This window comes from Pseudomonas soli, from assembly GCF_900110655.1.
Classification (GTDB): Bacteria; Pseudomonadota; Gammaproteobacteria; order Pseudomonadales; family Pseudomonadaceae; genus Aquipseudomonas; species Aquipseudomonas soli.
The window spans coordinates 1-18,521 of the sequence record NZ_FOEQ01000016.1; the positions used below are offsets into that span (position 1 = coordinate 1).

The 18,521-nt window shown below is 61.7% G+C and carries 12 protein-coding genes; all 12 read left to right on the forward strand.

Annotated elements, in window-relative coordinates; all coding sequences use genetic code 11:
* A partial coding sequence (locus tag BMY03_RS23890) for a calcium-binding protein (RefSeq protein WP_143067576.1) occupies positions 1 to 1,691 on the forward strand: 1,691 nt, incomplete at its 5' end.
* Between the two features lie 216 nt (positions 1,692 to 1,907).
* Positions 1,908 to 2,648, forward strand: a complete 741-nt coding sequence (gene flgF / locus BMY03_RS23895; protein ID WP_094012428.1) for a flagellar basal-body rod protein FlgF — start codon at positions 1,908 to 1,910, stop codon at positions 2,646 to 2,648.
* A 48-nt stretch (positions 2,649 to 2,696) separates the two neighbouring features.
* Positions 2,697 to 3,482 (forward strand): flagellar basal-body rod protein FlgG, encoded by a 786-nt coding sequence (gene flgG / locus BMY03_RS23900; RefSeq protein ID WP_046854649.1) that lies wholly within the window; start codon positions 2,697 to 2,699, stop codon positions 3,480 to 3,482.
* A gap of 73 nt (positions 3,483 to 3,555) precedes the next feature.
* On the forward strand, positions 3,556 to 4,251 hold the full coding sequence (flgH, locus tag BMY03_RS23905; RefSeq protein ID WP_046854650.1) for a flagellar basal body L-ring protein FlgH: 696 nt from the start codon (positions 3,556 to 3,558) through the stop codon (positions 4,249 to 4,251).
* A 12-nt stretch (positions 4,252 to 4,263) separates the two neighbouring features.
* Positions 4,264 to 5,373 (forward strand): flagellar basal body P-ring protein FlgI, encoded by a 1,110-nt coding sequence (locus tag BMY03_RS23910; RefSeq protein ID WP_046857711.1) that lies wholly within the window; start codon positions 4,264 to 4,266, stop codon positions 5,371 to 5,373.
* An 11-nt stretch (positions 5,374 to 5,384) separates the two neighbouring features.
* The gene (gene flgJ, locus BMY03_RS23915; RefSeq protein ID WP_094012429.1) at positions 5,385 to 6,584 is read left to right on the forward strand and encodes a flagellar assembly peptidoglycan hydrolase FlgJ; all 1,200 of its coding nucleotides are present in this window, start codon (positions 5,385 to 5,387) and stop codon (positions 6,582 to 6,584) included.
* Positions 6,585 to 6,596: 12 nt separating this feature from the next.
* On the forward strand, positions 6,597 to 8,645 hold the full coding sequence (gene flgK, locus BMY03_RS23920) for a flagellar hook-associated protein FlgK (RefSeq protein WP_094012430.1): 2,049 nt from the start codon (positions 6,597 to 6,599) through the stop codon (positions 8,643 to 8,645).
* 13 nt (positions 8,646 to 8,658) lie between these two features.
* Complete coding sequence (locus tag BMY03_RS23925) at positions 8,659 to 10,227, forward strand: flagellar hook-associated protein 3 (RefSeq protein ID WP_094012431.1); 1,569 nt, start codon at positions 8,659 to 8,661, stop codon at positions 10,225 to 10,227.
* 151 nt (positions 10,228 to 10,378) lie between these two features.
* Entirely contained in the window at positions 10,379 to 13,954 is a 3,576-nt protein-coding gene (locus BMY03_RS23930) for a glycosyltransferase (protein ID WP_094012432.1), read from the forward strand.
* 50 nt (positions 13,955 to 14,004) lie between these two features.
* Entirely contained in the window at positions 14,005 to 16,743 is a 2,739-nt protein-coding gene (locus BMY03_RS23935) for a glycosyltransferase family 2 protein (protein ID WP_094012433.1), read from the forward strand.
* Between the two features lie 436 nt (positions 16,744 to 17,179).
* A complete protein-coding gene (locus BMY03_RS23940; protein WP_094012434.1) occupies positions 17,180 to 17,881 on the forward strand; it encodes a WbqC family protein in 702 nt (233 codons plus the stop codon).
* Positions 17,878 to 18,513 carry a class I SAM-dependent methyltransferase gene (locus BMY03_RS23945; protein ID WP_094012435.1) on the forward strand — a complete coding sequence of 212 codons (636 nt, stop codon included), beginning with the start codon at positions 17,878 to 17,880 and terminating at the stop codon, positions 18,511 to 18,513. Before BMY03_RS23940 ends, BMY03_RS23945 begins: the two co-directional genes overlap by 4 nt.
* Positions 18,514 to 18,521 lie beyond the last annotated feature (8 nt).

Genomic DNA, 18,521 nt, shown 5'->3' on the forward strand with positions numbered 1-18,521 from the left:
TCGACAGCATCGAGGTGTTCCAAGGTTCGAACTACGCCGACACCTTCATCAGCGATGCCCGTGCGCACACCTTCGAGGGCGGTCTGAACGACACGTTGGACTATTCGCTGTCCGAGCAGGCGGTGAAGATCACGATAGAGGGTAATGGCGGCAGCGGGCAGGGTGGTGACGCCGAGGGTGACAAGTTCACGGGCATGTACAGTGTCATCGGCAGCAGCCAGAACGACACCTTCATCATGCAGGCGACAGGCTCGAGCAAGAGCTTTGCCGGTGGCGCCGGTGACGACGTCTACTACCTGTACAGCACCGCTGGCGTGGTCGAGCAGGCTGGTGGCGGCATCGACGAGGTGCGCACGACCCTTGCCAACTACACGCTGACCAACGAGGTGGAGAACCTGACCTTCATCGGTACCGGCAACTTCACCGGCTATGGCAATGCCAGTAACAATGTGATTGTCGGTGGTGCTGGCAATGACACCTTGTTTGGTGGCGCTGGTGCCGACCGATTCGTCGGTGGGGCGGGTATCGACACCGTTTCGTATGGCGACAGCAGTTCAGGCATCCTCCTGAATCTCAAGACCGGCCAGCACGGTGGCATCGCCGAAGGCGATACCTTCGAGGGCATCGAGAAGTTCGTCGGATCATCCTTGGGTGATGTCTTCGTGGCCAACGACCAGGCCAATGACTTCAATGGCGCTGGCGGCGTCGATCTGTTGACGTTCGCGGGTGAGGGGGCTGGCATCACGCTCGATCTGAACGCAACCGGCAATGACCTGTTCACCAGTATCGAGAGCTTCGAGGGCACGGCCTTCAATGACACGTTCATCGGGACTGCCGCGAGCGAGAACTTCATCGGCGGCGCTGGGGCGGATGTGATCAATGGCGGGGCCGGGCGGGATTCGGCCTGGTACATCTCGAGTAATGCTAGTGTGTCGGTAGATCTTGCCACGGGGGTTGTGGGGGGTGGGCATGCCGAGGGTGATGTACTAAGCGGTATCGAGGGGGTGGCGGGCTCCGCGTTCGCTGATGTGCTCAATGGCGATGCCGGGGCGAACACGCTCTACGGCGCGGAAGGTGATGACGTCATCAATGGCGGCGCGGGCAATGACATTCTCTACGGGGATGGTATCTATTCCACCGATTTCGGCGCCTTGGCGCGCCCGGCCAATACCCAGGTTGCCCAGGCGGACACGATCAATGGTGGTGACGGCGACGACACCATCACGGGTGCGTTGAACGATACAGGCTCCATCTATCATGGGGACGCTGGCAACGACACGATCCAGACCGCCAATGGCAAGGCGTACGGTGATGACGGCAATGATCGCCTCGTTGGCAATGGCTACGCCTATGAGCTGTATGGTGGTGCCGGTGCCGACCGCCTTGACATGATGAGCGCCGGTTATGCCTTTGGGGGTGAGGGCAGTGATATCTACACCATCTATTCCAAGGCTGGCGTGGTGATTCAGGACACCGGTACCGCTGGTATCGATGTGGTCGTGCTGAAGAACATCCAGACATTCCAGGATGTCGTGGTACAGAACGATGGCGTCAATGCCTATATCTTCTCCAAGGCGGACTGGAATGCCGGCAACCTGGATTCTGGTGTGATGCTCAGTAATTGGTACGCCGGCTCGAACACCATCGAGTCGTTCCAGACCAACAACGGAGATACCTTCACCATCACCTGACAGCCAAGTGTCGCCAGGTAGCGTCGAGGGCGGCCAGCCCTTGCCGCTGCCGGCCGCCCGCCGCCGAGATTTTGTCTCGCGCGCGCCGGGCGTTTCAGCAAAGGCCCCGTAAACCGGGGTCTTTGCCGTTTCTGTGGTAGTTGGCGCGAAACTTGCTCGACGCTTGCCACAGCCACGGCGACCGGCAATCGATCGCCCGTGCAGCGGAGGATGACTGTGGACAAGATGCTTTACGTGGCCATGACCGGTGCCAGCCAGAACGCACTGGCGCAGAAGGCCCATGCCAACAACCTGGCGAACGTTTCCACCAACGGTTTCCAGCGCGACTTGGAGCAGGCGCGCTCGATGCCGGTGTTTGGTGACAGCTTTCCGGCGCGTGCTTTCGCCATGAGCGAACGCCCGGCCACCGATTTCAGTGCCGGCCCGTTGGTTGAAACCGGTCGTGAACTGGATGTGGCGGTCACCGGTGATGGTTTCATTGCCGTGCAGGCGCCCGACGGCAGCGAAGCGTATGTGCGTACCGGCAGCCTGAACATTGACGCGCTTGGCGTGCTGCGGGCCGGCAATGGCATGGCGGTCATCGGCAACGGCGGCCCTATCGCCATTCCGCCAGAGCAGAAGGTCGAGATCGGTGACGACGGCACCATCAGCATCCGCGCCATGGGCGAAGACCCACGGGTAATGGCCGAAGTGGATCGCATCAAGCTGGTCAATCCGGACACCAAGGGCATGACCAAGGGGCTGGACGGTCTGATCCACACCGTCAGCGGCCAACCCGCGGACGCCGATGTGAATGTGCGTGTGGTGTCGGGTTTCCTCGAGGGCAGCAACGTCAATGCCGTCGGCGAGATGACTTCGATGCTGGCGCTGTCCCGTCAATTCGAACTGCACGTCAAAATGATGAGCGCGGCCAAGGAAGGCGACGAAGCCATGGCGCGTGTTTTGCAAATCGGCTAATCACATTTGAACGAGTGCCGTAAAACAGGCGCACGAGGAGAACACTAAATGCTTCCGGCTCTTTGGGTCGCTAAAACCGGCCTGTCCGCCCAGGACACCAACCTGACGGTCATCTCCAACAACCTGGCCAACGTTTCGACCACCGGCTTCAAGCGTGATCGTGCCGAGTTCCAGGACCTGCTGTACCAGATCAAGCGCCAGCCTGGCGCGCAGTCCACCCAGGACAGCGAGCTGCCTTCGGGCCTGCAGGTCGGTACCGGCGTGCGCGTGGTCGGCACCCAGAAAAACTTCCAGACTGGCGGGTTGCAGAACACCGAGAACCCGCTGGACATGGCGATCAATGGCCGCGGCTTCTTCCAGGTGCTCCAGCCTGATGGCACCGTGTCGTACACCCGTGACGGCACCTTCCACCTGAACTCCGACGGCCAGGTGGTCACCGCCAACGGTTTCGCGCTGGAGCCTGCCATTGTCGTGCCGCCGGATGCCCAGACCTTCACCGTGGGCCAGGACGGCACCGTGTCGATCACCACCCAGGGCAACCCGGCTGCGCAGATCATCGGCAACATCCAGACCGCCGACTTCATCAACCCGGCCGGCCTGCAGGCCATGGGCAACAACCTGTTCCTCGAAACCGCCGCCAGCGGTGCGCCACAGGTCGGTACCCCGGGGCTGAACGGCTTCGGTCTCACGTTGCAGCAGACCCTGGAAAACTCCAACGTCAGCACGGTCGAGGAGATGGTGAACATGATCACCACCCAGCGCGCGTACGAGATGAACTCCAAGGTCATCTCCGCCGCAGACAAGATGCTGTCGTTCGTCACTCAGCAACTGTAAGTCCTGGCGGCCCAGCCACTTCGGGCCGCCGATAAACCGCACGCTGCTACAGCGCCTGCTAGAGGTAAGTGTCATGTATCGTCTGTTGTCCGTTTTCGCCCTGGGGGGGGCGGTGTTGCTGGCTGGTTGCGTCGCACCGACGCCCAAGCCCAACGACCCGTACTACGCGCCGGTTCTGCCGCGCACCCCGCTGCCGGCAGCGGCCAATAACGGCTCGATCTACCAGGCCGGTTTCGAACAAGGCTTGTATACCGACCGCAAGGCGTTCCGGGTGGGTGACATCATCACCATCACCCTCAACGAGCGTACCTCGGCGAGCAAGAACGCAGGTTCCCAGATCCAGAAGAACAGCAAGGCCAATATCGGCCTCACCTCGCTGTTCGGTACCGTGCCCAACACCAACAACCCGCTGGGCAGCGGGGACCTCAGCCTTGACGCAGGCTACAGCGGCGATCGCAGCACCAAGGGCGACAGCAAGGCCACTCAGGGCAACACGCTCACCGGTTCGATCACCGTTACCGTGGCCGAAGTGCTGCCCAACGGCATCATTGCCGTGCGTGGTGAAAAATGGATGACCCTGAACACCGGCGAAGAGCTGGTGCGCATTGCCGGCCTGGTACGTGCCGATGACATCGCCACCGACAATACCGTGCCGTCCACCCGTGTGGCCGACGCGCGCATCACCTATTCGGGCACCGGCTCCTTCGCCGATGCCAGCCAGCCCGGTTGGCTGGACCGTTTCTTCATCAGCCCGCTCTGGCCCTTTTGAGTACGGATGACCATGTTCAACGCTAGGCGGTTGATTGCCGCGACACTCCTTCTGTCCTGCGCGTTCGGTGCTCACGCCGAGCGCCTGAAAGACATCGCCAGCATTTCCGGCGTGCGTGCCAACCAGTTGATCGGCTACGGCCTGGTGGTCGGCTTGAATGGCACCGGTGACCAGACGACGCAAACACCGTTCACCCTGCAGACCTTCAACAACATGCTGTCGCAGTTCGGCATCAAGGTGCCGCCTGGGTCTGGCAACGTGCAGCTGAAAAACGTGGCGGCGGTATCGGTGCATGCCGACCTGCCGGCCTTCGCCAAGCCTGGCCAGGTGGTCGACATTACCGTGTCGTCGATCGGTAACTCCAAGAGCCTGCGTGGCGGTAGCCTGTTGATGACCCCGCTCAAAGGGATTGATGGCAATGTCTACGCCATCGCCCAGGGCAACCTGGTTGTAGGCGGTTTCGATGCCGAGGGTCGTGACGGTTCGAAGATCACCGTCAATGTTCCGTCGGCTGGCCGCATCCCGGGTGGTGCGTCGGTCGAGCGTGCCGTACCCAGCGGTTTCAACCAGGGCAACAGCCTTACCCTCAACCTCAACCGCCCAGACTTCACCACGGCCAAGCGGATCGTCGACAAGGTCAATGAACTGCTCGGCCCTGGCGTGGCCCAGGCCCTTGATGGCGGTTCGGTGCGGGTGACCGCGCCCATGGACCCGAGCCAGCGCGTCGATTACCTGTCGATCCTGGAGAACCTCGAAATCGATCCGGGACAGGCGGTGGCCAAGGTCATCATCAATTCGCGTACCGGAACCATCGTCATCGGCCAGAACGTCAAGGTCTCGCCTGCGGCCGTCACCCACGGCAGCCTGACCGTGACCATCACCGAAGACCCTATCGTCAGCCAGCCAGGGCCATTCTCCAATGGCCAGACTGCGGTCGTGCCGCGTTCGCGGGTCAATGCCCAGCAGGAAGCCAAGCCGATGTTCAAGTTCGGCCCCGGTACCACGCTGGATGAAATCGTCCGTGCAGTGAACCAGGTGGGTGCGGCGCCAGGCGACCTGATGGCGATCCTCGAAGCCCTGAAGCAGGCCGGCGCATTGCAAGCCGACCTGATCGTGATCTAAGGGGGCGTCTGATGAATCCTAAAACTCAGGTGTCCAGCCAGATCGACAGCGGCGCCTACACCGACCTCAATCGCCTGAGCGCGCTCAAGCATGGTGATCGGGATAGCGAGGGCAATGTTCGCAAGGTAGCCCAGGAATTCGAGTCGATGTTCATCAGCGAGCTGCTCAAGGCATCGCGCAAGGCCACCGATGTCATGGCCGATGAAGACAGCCCGATGAACAGCGACACGGTCAAGCAGTACCGAGACATGTACGACCAGCAGCTGGCTGTGAGCATGTCCCGCGAGGGTGGTGGTATTGGCCTGCAGGACGTGCTGGTGCGCCAGTTGTCCAAGAACAAGGCCGCCTCCGTGAACACCAGCCCGTTCCCGCGTATCGAAGGGCATGCCCCGGCGTTGTGGGCGTCGAAAGTCGCCGCGCCAGTGCATGCCGAGGCAGGCGCGGGTGTGCGCAATGACGTGGCGGCGCTCAATTCGCGGCGCCTGGCGCTGCCGGGCAAGCTCACCGATCGGCTGCTGGCCGGTATCGTCCCGTCTGCCGGCAACCCAGGCACGGCGACCAACACGGCGGCGTTGCCGCGCCGGGGCGATATCCCGGTCGGTGGCGTTGCAACCGGCGACTGGGAGCCGGCCAGGGCGTTCGCGGTCCCGAGCGGCAACCTGCAGATTCTCGGGCGCGCTGTGGCTCAGCCCCCGCTGGCACCGAAAAAGGCTTTCGCCGACAGCGACGCCTTCGTCGAGACCATGCTGCCGATGGCCGAACAGGCGGCCAAGCGCATTGGCATCGACCCGCGGTACCTGGTGGCGCAGGCAGCGCTGGAAACCGGCTGGGGCAAATCGGTCATGCGCAATGCCGATGGCAGCAGCAGCCACAACCTGTTTGGCATCAAGGCAACTGGCAGTTGGCAGGGTGGTGAGGCGCGTGCGATCACCAGCGAGTTCCGCAATGGTGCGTTCGTCAAGGAGACGGCTGCGTTCCGTTCCTACGACAGCTATCAGGAAAGTTTCCACGACTTGGTAACTTTGCTGCAGAGCAATTCACGCTATCAAGATGCCGTGAGCGCCGCCGATAAACCAGAACAGTTTGTGCGAGAGCTGCAAAAGGCCGGTTACGCCACCGACCCCAATTACGCCAGCAAGATCTCGCAGATCGCGAAGCAGATGAAGTCGCAGCAGAGCTACGCAATGCTCGGTACCAGTACACAACTTTAAGGGCAGGGAACCATGGCGAGTTTGATCAATATCGGTATGTCGGGGCTGGGTGCCGCCCAGTCCGGGATGTACGTCCTGGGTAACAACATCGCCAACGCCGATGTTGAAAGTTACTCTCGCCAACAAATGGTGCAAAAGACCAAGGGTGCCCAGCAGGTTGGCCAGGTATTCATGGGCACCGGTACCACCCTGGCCGATGTGCGACGGGTGTACAACGCCTTCATCGAGAACCAGTTGCGTACCACCACGTCGCTCTCCAGTGACGCCAACACGTATCTTAATCAGATCGGCCCGCTCAACACTGCCCTGTCCGGCGCCGATACCGGTATCACTGCCGCACTCAAGAGCTTCTTCAGCGCCATGCAGGATGCTTCGGCCAAGCCCACCGAAGATGCCTCGCGCCAGTTGCTGCTGACCAGCGCACAATCACTTGCCAAGCGTTTCAATACGTTGTCGGCGCAGTTCACCCAGCAGAACGCCAACATCAATGGCAGTCTGGGGTCGATGGCCGAACAGGTGAACAACATCACCAAGACCATCGCCGACCTCAACCAGCAGATCGCCAAGCTCGGTGCTGTCAATGGCCAGCCCAATGACTTGCTTGACCAGCGTGATGGCGCGGTGCGCGAGCTGAACAAGCTTGTCGGCGTGGACGTGGTGGAGCGCGAGGGCAACTACGACATCTACCTGAAGAACGGCCAGTCCCTGGTGCTGGGCAACTCCACCCAGACGCTGGGTGTGGAACCCGCCTCGACCGACCCGACGCGCATGAATCTGGTGCTCAATCGCGGTTCGACCAAGATGGACGTCACCGACAGCACTACCGGTGGCGAAATCGGTGGCTTGCTGCGTTACCGCAGGGACACCCTCGACCCTGCGCTCAACGAACTGGGCCGTGTGGCGTTGGTGGTCGCCGATGCGATCAACAGCCAGCTGGCCCAGGGTATCGACAAGAATGGCCAGTTCGGTGCGACCCTCTTTGGCGACATCAACAGTGCAACGGCCGTTGCCGGGCGCAGCATCCCCAAGCTGGGCAACAGTGCCGGTTCCGGCAACCTCGATGTGCACATCAAGGACAGCGGCAAGCTCACTACCAACGACTATCAAGTCGTCTTCACCAGCGCCACCGAGTATTCCGTGCGGCGTCTGCCCGATAATTCCGAGATGGGTACCTTCGACATCACGGCCGACCCACCTCCTGTGATCGACGGTTTCACGCTCAACCTCAATGGTGGCACCCCGGTTGCCGGCGACAGCTTCAAGATCACCCCGACCCGCAACGCGGCGGCCAGCATGGAAACCGTGCTGACCGACCCGAGCCGTCTGGCCATGGCCAGCCCGCTGAACGCCACCAGCGGTTCGGGCAACAAGGGGACCGGGCAGACCTCCCAGCCCACGTTGACGTCCAAGCTGGATATCTACGACGCCAAGCAACGCTCGGACATGCAGGCGGGGCTGAAGTATTCGACCCCGGTCAAGCTGGTGTTTGGCGACGATTCCGTATCGCCTCAGGCGTACACCATGTACGACTCCAAAGGTAACCCGCTTGGCAGCGGTACGGTCATCCCTGGCCAGGAAAACAAGCTGCAGCTGTCTGTGCCAATGGTCGATGGCAGCGGCAACCCGATCAAGGACGCCAGTGGCGCTCAAATGAACTTCTCGTTCGAGATGAGCATCTCCGGTGCGCCCAAGAATGGTGACAACTACACCGTATCGCTGACCAAGGCCGGTTCTGCAGACAACCGCAATGCACAGTCGGTGATCGACCTGCAGACCAAACCCACGGTCAATACCGGCGATGGCAGCAAGGGCATCAGCTTCACCGATGCCTACGCCAAGCTGGTATCCAATGTCGGCGGCAAGACCAACCAGGCATCGATGGACAGCGACGCCACCAACGCGCTGCATGGTTCCGCGCTGACCAGCCGCAACTCCAGTTCGGGGGTGTCGGTGGATGAAGAGGTCGGCAACCTGGTCAAGTTCCAGCAGTACTACACCGCGTCGTCGCAGATCATCAAGGCGGCCCAGGAAACCTTCGCAACCTTGATCAACAGCCTTTAAGGAGCCGTAGGCCATGCGCATCTCCACTCCGCAGTTCTACGCCAGCAGCAGCGCCAACTACGAGCGTACTTTTGGCAATGTAAACAAGACCCAGCAAGAAGCCAGTGACTTCATTCGCGTGCGCACCGCCGCCGATGATCCGGTTGGCTACGCGCGTCTGTTGCAGCTCGAACAGCAGCAGAACATGCTCGACCAGTTCAAGGGCAACATCACCAACGTGCGCAACGCGCTGGGCTCCAGCGAAAGCACGCTCAATGCCATTGGCGCGGTGCTGCAGCGGGTCAACGAGCTGGCCATGGGCTCCGGCAATGCCAGCTTCACCGATGCCGACCGCAAGGCCAACGCCTCTGAGCTTGCCTCCCTGGAAGACCAACTGTTCTCGCTGATGAACAGCCGGGACGAGAACGGCAAGTACCTGTTCTCGGGCTCCAAGGGCGACACTCCGCCTTACGTGCGCAATTCCGACGGCACCTACAGCTATCAGGGCGACCAGAGCCAACTCATGCTGCAGGTGGGCGACATGCTCAGCCTTGCCGCCAACGAGACGGGCTACAGCGCGTTCGAGCAGGCGCTCAATACCAGCCGCAGCGAGACCAAGCAGACAGCCCCGCTACCTGATGACGGGCGTGTCAGCTTGTCCAATGGCCAGGTTTCCGGCAGTGCCACCTACAACGACCGTTTCCGTAGCGGCGAGCCCTACAGCATCGAGTTCACCAGCAGCACCGAATACAAGATCCTCGATGCCGGGGGCAACGATGTGACCCTGGAAGCCAGCCAGGGCGGCAAGTTCGACCCCAAAGGCGATAACATCAGCATCAATTTCCGCGGTGTAGACCTGCGCCTGAAGATCGATTTCAAGCCGGGTGACGAAGGCAACCCGGACGCCGCCATCGCCGGCCATACGTTCAGCCTGAGCTCCAAGGCCGACTCGATCTCCGGTACCCGCAGCCCAGGCAATACGTCGTCCGAGCAGGTCACCGACGCCAAGATCACCGATCCGACCGCCTACAAGGCCGCGTTCCCGGGTGGTGGTGCTGTACTCAAGTTCACCAGCGCCACCGACTTCGAACTGTACGCCGCGCCAATGACCGCCGACAGCCGCCCGATTTCCTCGGGAACTCTCAGCGGGAATACGGCCACCGCAGCCGGTGTGAGCTTCGAATTGTCCGGCCCGCCAAGCGCCGGGGATTCGTTCGGCGTCAAGGTCGATACTCATCAGAACCAGAACATCCTCAACACCATCGGCCAGTTGCGCGGCGCGCTGAACACCCCGCAGGACCATGACCCGGCTGCTCGCCAGGCCTTCCTTGCTTCGTTGGACTCGGCGATCGGCAACATTGCCAGTGCCACCAACCAGGTGTCGTCTTCCATCTCTGCAATTGGCGGTCGCGGTCAGGCCCTCGATGTACAGGCTGAAACCAACGAGGCCCTGGGTATCGAGAATACCAAGACCCAGGGTTCGATCCGCGACAGTGATATCGGCGAAGTGATGATGCGCCTGGAGATGCAGAAGAACCAACTGACAGCCTCGATGCAATCATTCGCAAAGATTTCCAGCCTGTCGCTGGTCAACTACATCTGAGCCATGCTCCTGCGCTCAGTGGGTCAACTACGCGCAGTCCTGCCTCACCTTTTCCGGGGTGAGGCCACTGTGCGACGGTGCCAGAGGCCTTCGGGTGCCGAGCGGGGCAGGGTGTCGCCCTGTAGCGAATTTCTGTTTTGAGTGAGTACCTGTGAGCGCACAACCCCTTGTCACCATCGCCATCCCTGCGTTCAACCCTGAGTTCTTCCGCGCCACACTGGCCAGCGCAATCGCCCAGGATTACCCGAATCTGGAGATTGTCGTGTGTGACGACAGCCCCGGGGGCGAGATCGAGGCGGTCTGTGATGAGCTGCGTGTCACTTCGCCAGCTCCCTTGCGCTATGTGCGCAACCCGGTGCGCCTTGGTTTCGCCCGCAACCTGCTGGCTTGTCTGACGCACGCCTCGGGCGAGCTGATCAAGTTCCTCTGTGACGACGACACGCTGTTTGCCGGCTGTATCAGCCAGCAGGCCAGTGTGCTCGGCGAGTCGCAGCAGATCAGCATGGTCATTTGCCAGCGCCTGTTGTGCGCCGCCGATGACGTGCTGTTGCCTTCACGCGCGCTGAACTTCGTTATTTCCATGCACAGTGCGGTGCTGCATGGTACCGACCTGCTGGAAAGCGTCGCCGATGATGCACCCAACCTGTTCGGTGGCTTGAGCCACGCTTTGCTGCGTCGTGATCAGGTCGCGACGTACCTGCCTACCCTGGTGCAGGATGGGCAGGGTTTTTCCGCTCGCCTGGACCTGGCGCTCTACGCTTGCGTTCTGCGGCGCGGACAGCTGGCCAGCCTGGAGCAGGTGCTGAGCATGGAGCGGGTGCATCCGGGGCGACTTAGCCATCAAGGCACCATGGTCGAGGCTTACAAGAGCGAAACCCAATGGCTGCTGCAGATGCTTGCCGAACGCAATGCCGAGCCAGCGCCTGCCCACGGTTGGGTGCGCTACATGCCGTTGGCGGACTATCTGGAAAACCCCCAGCAGAAGTGGGATGAACTCGATCTGCGGCGCTTGTTCGGGGCGCAGATGGCCAACTTCAACCAGCAGATCGGTACCCACAGCTTGAGTTTTGCCGAGCTGTACGCTGAATGGCTCGAGCATTGCCGGCTGTCCGCCGGGCAGGAGCGGCTCTTGCCCAAGCGTGTGGAGCAATGGCCTAGACAACCCGGTATCGCGGTGGTGGTGTTCTGTGAGGCGGGCGACGAAAAGGTGCTGCGTGCAACGCTGGACAGTCTCTGGCAGCAATCCTACCCAGCCCGGCAAGTCCTGGTGGTGACACCTGAGGGTTTCGAGCGGCCGGTGCAGGACCGTGCTCGGTACCTGGTGCGTGGCAACGCGGATTTCGTCACGCTCAATCAATGGCTGGCTGACGGTCCGTCGCTCGACTGGCTGTTCCTGCTGCGTGCTGGCGACTGCCTGCATACCCATGCGCTGGTGATCATGGCCGAGCGCATGGCGCTGCGTGCTGACAGCCTGTGCCTGTACATCGATGAGGGCGCCAACGACAGCCTCGCCGCGTCGGCACCGATCTTCAAGCCGGATTTCAACCTTGACCTGATGCGCAGCCTGCCCTACGTCGGGCGCCTGTTGGCATTCAACAATGCGGCGGTGCGTGAGCTTGGGGGCTTTGACGCCAGCTTCGAAGGCCTGGCGCCTCACGACCTGCTGTGGCGAATGATCGAGGCCCATGGCCTGCAGGTGGTAGAGCATATCCCTGAAGTGCTGGTGCAGTGCCGACACGGCTATGCTGAATGGCTGGGCGACACTGCTGGCCACGTCCAGGCGCCGCGTGTGTTGGAGGCGCACCTGCGGCGTCTGGGAGTGGACGCTCAGGTACAGGGTATTGCTGGCAGTCTGATGACCCGAGTCACCTACCTGCATCCCCAGGTCGCGAGCGTTTCGATCATCATTCCTGCCGTTGGCGACCTGGCGGTGCTGGTGCGGTGCGTCGAGTCTGTGCTGGCGAGTACCACACATCCCGATTTCGAGGTGGTGCTGGTTGCCGGTGCCGGGACGCCGGGCGATGTTCGTACCTGGCTCGACGGTTTGCGGAATCTGGGAAGCGAGCAATTGCGGGTGCTCGAGAGTGCCGCCCATGGCCGAGCGCAGAGCTTCAACGAAGGCAGTGTGCACGCCCGGGGCGACTATCTGCTGCTGTTGGACGCTGGCTGCGTGCTGTTCGAGCCGCAGTGGTTGTCCGAGCTCCTGCAGCTTGGCCAGCGTCCCGAAGTCGGGCTGGTCGGGCCCAAGTTGTTCGACAACAGCGGGGCCGTGGTCTCGGCCGGCCTGGTCCTGGGAATGCAGGCCACGGCGGCCAGTCCGTTCCTGGGCTGCCCGGTGAACGAAGGCGGCTACATGAACCGGCTTAGCCTGGTACAGAACTGGAGCGCGCTGAGCCTGGACTGTCTGTTGGTGCGGCGCGAGTTGTTCGCCGAGCTGGGGGGACTGGACACGGCCGCGCTGCAGGCATCGCTGCACGACGCCGACCTGTGCCTGCGGGCGCGGGTCGCGGGTTATCTGTCGGTGTGGACGCCGTTCGCGCGGGTGGCCAAGCTGGGCACCCAGGCGGCCGAGGAAAGCTCGCCGCGAAGCTGGCAGGACGACCGTGATGCCTTGTATGCGCGCTGGCTGGCCTGGGTGGCGAATGACCCGGCCTACAACCGCAACCTCAGCCTCAAGCTGCCGAACTTCAACTTCGACCCCGGATTGCGAGGCGGATGGGATCCGTTCATCGCGCGGGCCATGCCGTCTGTCCTGGCGCTGCCCAGCAGCACCTCGGCGGTCGGACACTATCGAGTGGTCCAGCCGTTCGATGAGCTGGAGCGGTCGGGCTGGATACAGGGGCGTATCGACTACAGCGCGCCGGGGCTGATCGACCTCGAGCGGGAAAAACCCGATGTGGTGATCCTGCAGTGCCGCTACCTGCCCGCGAATGTCCGGGATATCGAGCAGTACAAGCGCTTTTCCAGTGCGCGGCGCATCTACGAGCTGGACGACTACATCATCGAGCCGCCAAAGAAGAACGACCATGCGCGCAACATGCCGAGCAACATGCGCGAGCTGGTCAGCAAGGCGATTTCCCTGTGCGACCGGGTTGTGGTCTCCACCGAGCCATTGGCCGACGCGTTGTCCAGCATGCACCACGATATCCGTGTAGTCCCCAACATGCTCGCCGCATCGCTGTGGAGCGGGCTGACCAGCCAGCGCCAGACCAGCGTGCGTCCGCGTGTGGGGTGGGCAGGGGGTACCAGTCACCGCGGTGATCTGGAATTGATGCTGGATGTAATCAAGACCTTGGCCGGCGAAGTCGACTGGGTGTTCTTCGGCATGTGTCCAGAGACACTGCTGCCCTACGTCAAGGAGTTTCACCCGGGGATCTCTTTCGCGGACTATCCGCGCAAGCTGGCCAGTCTCAACCTGGACCTGGCGGTGGCGCCGTTGGAGCAGAACCTGTTCAACGACTGCAAGAGCAACCTGCGCCTGTTGGAATATGGCGCGTGCGGCTTCCCGGTCATCTGCACCGATACCAAGGCATACGCAGGTTACCTTCCCTGCACCAGGGTCCGCGAGAACACTACCGAGCAGTGGCTGGATGCAATCCGTATGCACCTTGCCGATCCGATGGCCAGCTACCGCCAGGGAGATGCGTTGCGCGAGGCGGTCCTGCGTGACTACGTACTGAACGAACACCATCTGCAGCACTGGGCCAACGCCTGGCTGGCTGACTGAATCCTGGCGCCTGGCCAAGCCAGGTGCCGAACCCCTTGAACAGGTGCCCTATGAACGAAACTACACTCGGATCGCGTGATGAAGTGACCGTCGTCCTGCTCGGGCATGAGCAGGCGGATCACCAAGCTCGTGCGGCGCACTACTATCACCGGGCGGGCGTGCCTTGCCAGGGCCTGACGCCGGCAGCGCTGGTCGATGCCGCCACCCTGGGAGAATTGCTGGCGCAGGTGGCGACGCCGTTCGTTTGCCTGGCGCTGGATGCCGATTTCGTCCTGGGTGCCGCGTTGGACAATGCGGTGCGCTACCTGCGCGCCCAGCCGGGGGTAATGGCCGTGCAAGGCCACGCCCTGGCCTATGCGCCCGGTAATAGCCAGCTGACCTACCACAAGGTGGGGGAAGCTTTCGCTGCACATCCCGGGGAGAGTGTGCTGGATCGCTTGCGACATTACGCGGACGCCGAACAGCAAGCCTGGCGTGCGGTAATTCGTACGCAGGCGCTACGGGCCGCACTGGTGTCGCTGCCGGAAGGGCTCGATGCTGCAGGCTGGCGGGTGGCATTGTCCTGCGCAATCCTGCTGCGCGGGGCAGTCGCCCATCTGGAGCAGACCGATGTGATCTGCGAATCGCAGCCTGAGAAACTGTCCTCTGCCGTGCACGAGGAGCGTATGGTCCAGACTGTGCGGGCTTTGCGTCAGTGGGGCGGTGGGCATGACGCGGGCGTCCTGTCCGCTGATGACGGCTTCGAGGCGCTCAATCGCTTCGTACGCAACACCTGGTGCCAGGGTGAGCAGCCGCTGCTCTTCACCTCACGCTGGACCAGCGTGATCGATGACCCGGTGCGTTCGTTCGAGCCCGAGCAGCATGTGGAACTGCCTTATTACAATCGCCCGTTGTTCGATCAGTTGACCGAGGTGGAGTTCCTCTGTCATGCCTGGCCGACCGGCAAGCGTCATCGGCATGCCCTCGAGGGGGCCTGGGTCCGTCAGCGCGACCTGCTGGTGATGCACCCCAATGACACCCGTGAGAGTCTTGAGGAGCGTTACTGGAAGGCGCTGGGTCTGGGCCTGTTCAATGTCCAGGTGTGCCGCTCCCTCAATCAGGTGCTGACCGGTGAGGACAACACGCACCATGCCCGCGAGATGGGCGACTGGATGGCACGGCTGCTCGGGGTACCGCACAGCGAGACACGCCATTCCCTGCTCGACACGCCATCGGGGCAGGTGCTCGCGGCGATCGATGCGGCCACCCCGGATGAGGCTGCGCACAAGCGAGTGCAGTCCCATCTGGCCGAGTACCCGGCGCCGCAGATTGCCTTCGTCGTGCTTGACCTGAACAACGATGACCTGGCCTTGCAGGCAACCTTCGACAGCCTGTTGGCCAGCGGCGTGCGCAATTTCAAGCTGGTGGTGCTCAAGGCCGGCAAACCGCCGGCGATTACCACCGCGCGGGACACCTTGCACTTCATCCAGGTCGCAGAGGGCAACTGGGTCTCGCATCTGAACCAGTTGGTGCGCCAGTTGCCCAGCGAGTGGCTGCTGTTGCTTGAGGCCGGTGATGTGCTTCTTGCTGGTGGACTGATGCGTCTGGCGGTAGAGCTTGCCCAATCCCCGGCTTGCCAGGCCATTGCCGCCGACGAAGTCCAGCGTGACAGTGATGGGCGCCTGTTCGCTGTGCGCCGGCCTGGCAGCGATCTGGATCTGTTGCGCAGTCAACCAGGGCTCATGGCGCGGCACTGGCTGCTGCGTCGCCAGGTAGTGCTCGACCTGGACGGTTACAACGGTACCGACCCTCAGACCCTGGAGTATGATTTGCTGTTGCGCCTGGTCGAGCATCACGGTGTAGGCAGCCTGGCGCACATGGATGAGTACCTGGTGGTCAGCCAGCAACCTTCCTCGGCATCCACAGAGGAGGCGCGCAAGATCCTCAATCGCCACCTCACTCAACTGGGCTATCGCCCTCAGATCAGTGAGCAAGGGGCTGGAGGGCTGGCAATCGAGTTCCGCCATAGCGCCACACCGCTGGTCAGCATCTTGCTGGCGGGCGAGGTCGGGCCTGCGTGGTTGGCCGGCATTTTCCAGCGAACCCGCTACCCGCGCTACGAAGTGGTACTGGCGCTTCCCGGGCAACCTTCTGCGACCAAGGTCGAAGCGTTCCAGGCATTGGGTGGCCGATTGCGGGTCGTTACCGGCGAAGTCGGTGCAACGCATCAGCAACTGCTCGGATTGGCGGCCGGCGAGGCTCGTGGCGATTACCTGGTGTTGCTGTCGCCGCATTGCCAGGTCATTACCCCGGCCTGGATCGAATCGCTGTTGAACGAGGCGCAGAGGCCTGAAGTAGGGGTTGTCGGCGCCAGCCTTTGGTCGACTGACGGTACGTTGCTGCACGCAGGCTATCAGCTGTTGGCCGGCCCCAGAGTGCATGCACCCTGGCGGCAACTGTCGCTCGAAGGTGTCGCCAAGGCCCGCTGGCCGCTGTCGGTGCGCAGTTGTTCGGCAGTATCGGATGGTTGCCTGATGGTGGGGCGTGAAGCCTTCGTGCACTGCGGTGGCCTGCCGCTCGCAGGGGACGTCGGTGTCGGCTTGAGCCTGGCGGTCGCCCAGGCTGGGTTGATGGTGGTCTGGACGCCTCGCGCGCAGTTACTTGCCACGGACCTGCCGGTCCTGGGTGATGAGGCGTCTTCGCAATTGTCGGCGCATTGGCCTGAGGCTTTCCAGGGGGATGGTCAACTGGATTCCCTTGGCGCGGGTGAAGCGTCACCTTCCAGTAACTGGATCGCTCAGTTGGGATAACTCAACGCTATTGTGTCTAGCCCTGTATGTGCCGGACGCATGGCTGGACTGCTTCTGACAAGCGACTCTTCATGCATGGCCGCCTACGGGGTATCCAGTTCTCCGAGGCGGCCATTTGTCGTTGTGTGGGGGTGCGTCTTGAGTCCGTGCCCATTGTGCAAATTCTAGATAACGGGAATTGGGGGATTTGCTATCCGTCCAAAACCTCTTTGATAGTTCTCGGGTACGGCCGGGAGGGCTGCGGCCCCTGTCGAAATCCACTCTACGACTGTCTCCCTGAGCGCCATCAAGGGAACAAGGGGCTACGTGTTGTTAGCCGGGCGCGAGCTGGCGCGGGATTTGCAAAAGCCGGGTTACAAGCCCGGCTTTTTCTTGCCTGGTGGCGATTTATTGACAGGCAGAATGTAGTGCCTGTGCTGTGCCTATGAGGTTCGGGATGCAAAAGAAAGTGGCGGTGGTGCAATCGAACTACATCCCGTGGAAGGGGTATTTCGACCTGATTCGCAGTGTCGATGCGTTCGTTTTATATGACGATGTGCAGTACACGCGTCGCGACTGGCGTAATCGCAATAAGATCAAGACCGCCCAAGGTGAGCTCTGGCTTAGTATTCCGGTAAAAAACCGCGGTCGATACGAGCAACTGATCAACGAAGTCGAGGTCAGCGAGGCGGATTGGGCGGCCAAGCACTGGAAGACAATCGAGATGAACTATCGGCGAGCCGCCTGCTTCGATCAGATGGAGCTCCCCGTTCGCACGCTTTACGAGCAAGCCTCCGAGGTCGCTCGTCTTTCCTCCATCAACCAGCTTTTCATCACCGGCCTGTGTGCTCTGCTCGGTATCGATACACCGCTGTATCGCTCCGAGGAACTCGGGCGTAGCAGTGAAGGTAAAAACCAACGGTTGATACATCTTTGTCAGGCCCTTGGGGCGACCGAATACCTATCGGGACCGGCAGCCAGCAGCTATCTGGACGAGGCTGCGTTCGCCGCTGGCGGCCTTGAAGTCTCGTACATGAGCTATGCCGGCTATCCGGAGTATCCGCAGTTGTTCGGTGGGTTTGAGCATGCGGTCAGTGTCCTCGACCTGCTGTTCAATACCGGTAGTGAAGCATCGAACTTTCTGGAGCGTCATCCATGAGCAAAGATATCTTGCAGGGTGTGGCGGATTACTATTCGTCGCGTATTCGTACGCACGGCGCAACTCCAGAGGGGGTCGACTGGAATGGCAGCGCTTCCCAGCAACAGCGTTTTGCCCAGTTGCTTAAACTGGTGCCCGTCGAAGAGCAACGTGCGGGCTTCAGTCTTATCGATGTCGGGTGCGGTTACGGCGCGTTGCTGACCTGGATGCGTGAGCAGGGGCTGCCTGTGGACTATCACGGTTATGACCTGTCCGAGCAGATGATTGCCGCAGCCAGGCAGCAGCATCCGGCTGATGACGCAGTGCGCTTCGAAGTGGCCGAAAGTGCGTCGCGACAGGCGGATTATGCGGTGGCCAGTGGCATCTTCAACGTTTGTCAGAACACCGCTCGCGACACGTGGGAGAGGTACATCGCCGACGTATTGCGGGCGATGGATGCCTGCAGCCGCAAAGGCTTTGCCTTCAATTGTCTTACCTCGTACTCGGACCCGCCCTTCATGCGTGATTACCTGTATTACGGGGATCCTTGTTTCTACTTTGATCTGTGCAAAAGAACCTACTCCAGAGAGGTGGCACTCTTGCATGACTACGGCTTGTACGAGTTCACCTTGCTTGTGCGCAAGTCTTCCTGACGCGCCGT

Bases quoted from the DNA above. Each gene is read 5' to 3' on its own strand.
- flgH (WP_046854650.1), top strand. From the start codon at position 3,556: ATGTATCGTCTGTTGTCCGTTTTCGCCCTGGGGGGGGCGGTGTTGCTG.
- flgG (WP_046854649.1), top strand. From the start codon at position 2,697: ATGCTTCCGGCTCTTTGGGTCGCTAAAACCGGCCTGTCCGCCCAGGAC.
- BMY03_RS23910 (WP_046857711.1), top strand. From the start codon at position 4,264: ATGTTCAACGCTAGGCGGTTGATTGCCGCGACACTCCTTCTGTCCTGC.
- BMY03_RS23935 (WP_094012433.1), top strand. From the start codon at position 14,005: ATGAACGAAACTACACTCGGATCGCGTGATGAAGTGACCGTCGTCCTG.
- BMY03_RS23945 (WP_094012435.1), top strand. From the start codon at position 17,878: ATGAGCAAAGATATCTTGCAGGGTGTGGCGGATTACTATTCGTCGCGT.
- flgJ (WP_094012429.1), top strand. From the start codon at position 5,385: ATGAATCCTAAAACTCAGGTGTCCAGCCAGATCGACAGCGGCGCCTAC.
- BMY03_RS23940 (WP_094012434.1), top strand. From the start codon at position 17,180: ATGCAAAAGAAAGTGGCGGTGGTGCAATCGAACTACATCCCGTGGAAG.
- BMY03_RS23925 (WP_094012431.1), top strand. From the start codon at position 8,659: ATGCGCATCTCCACTCCGCAGTTCTACGCCAGCAGCAGCGCCAACTAC.
- flgK (WP_094012430.1), top strand. From the start codon at position 6,597: ATGGCGAGTTTGATCAATATCGGTATGTCGGGGCTGGGTGCCGCCCAG.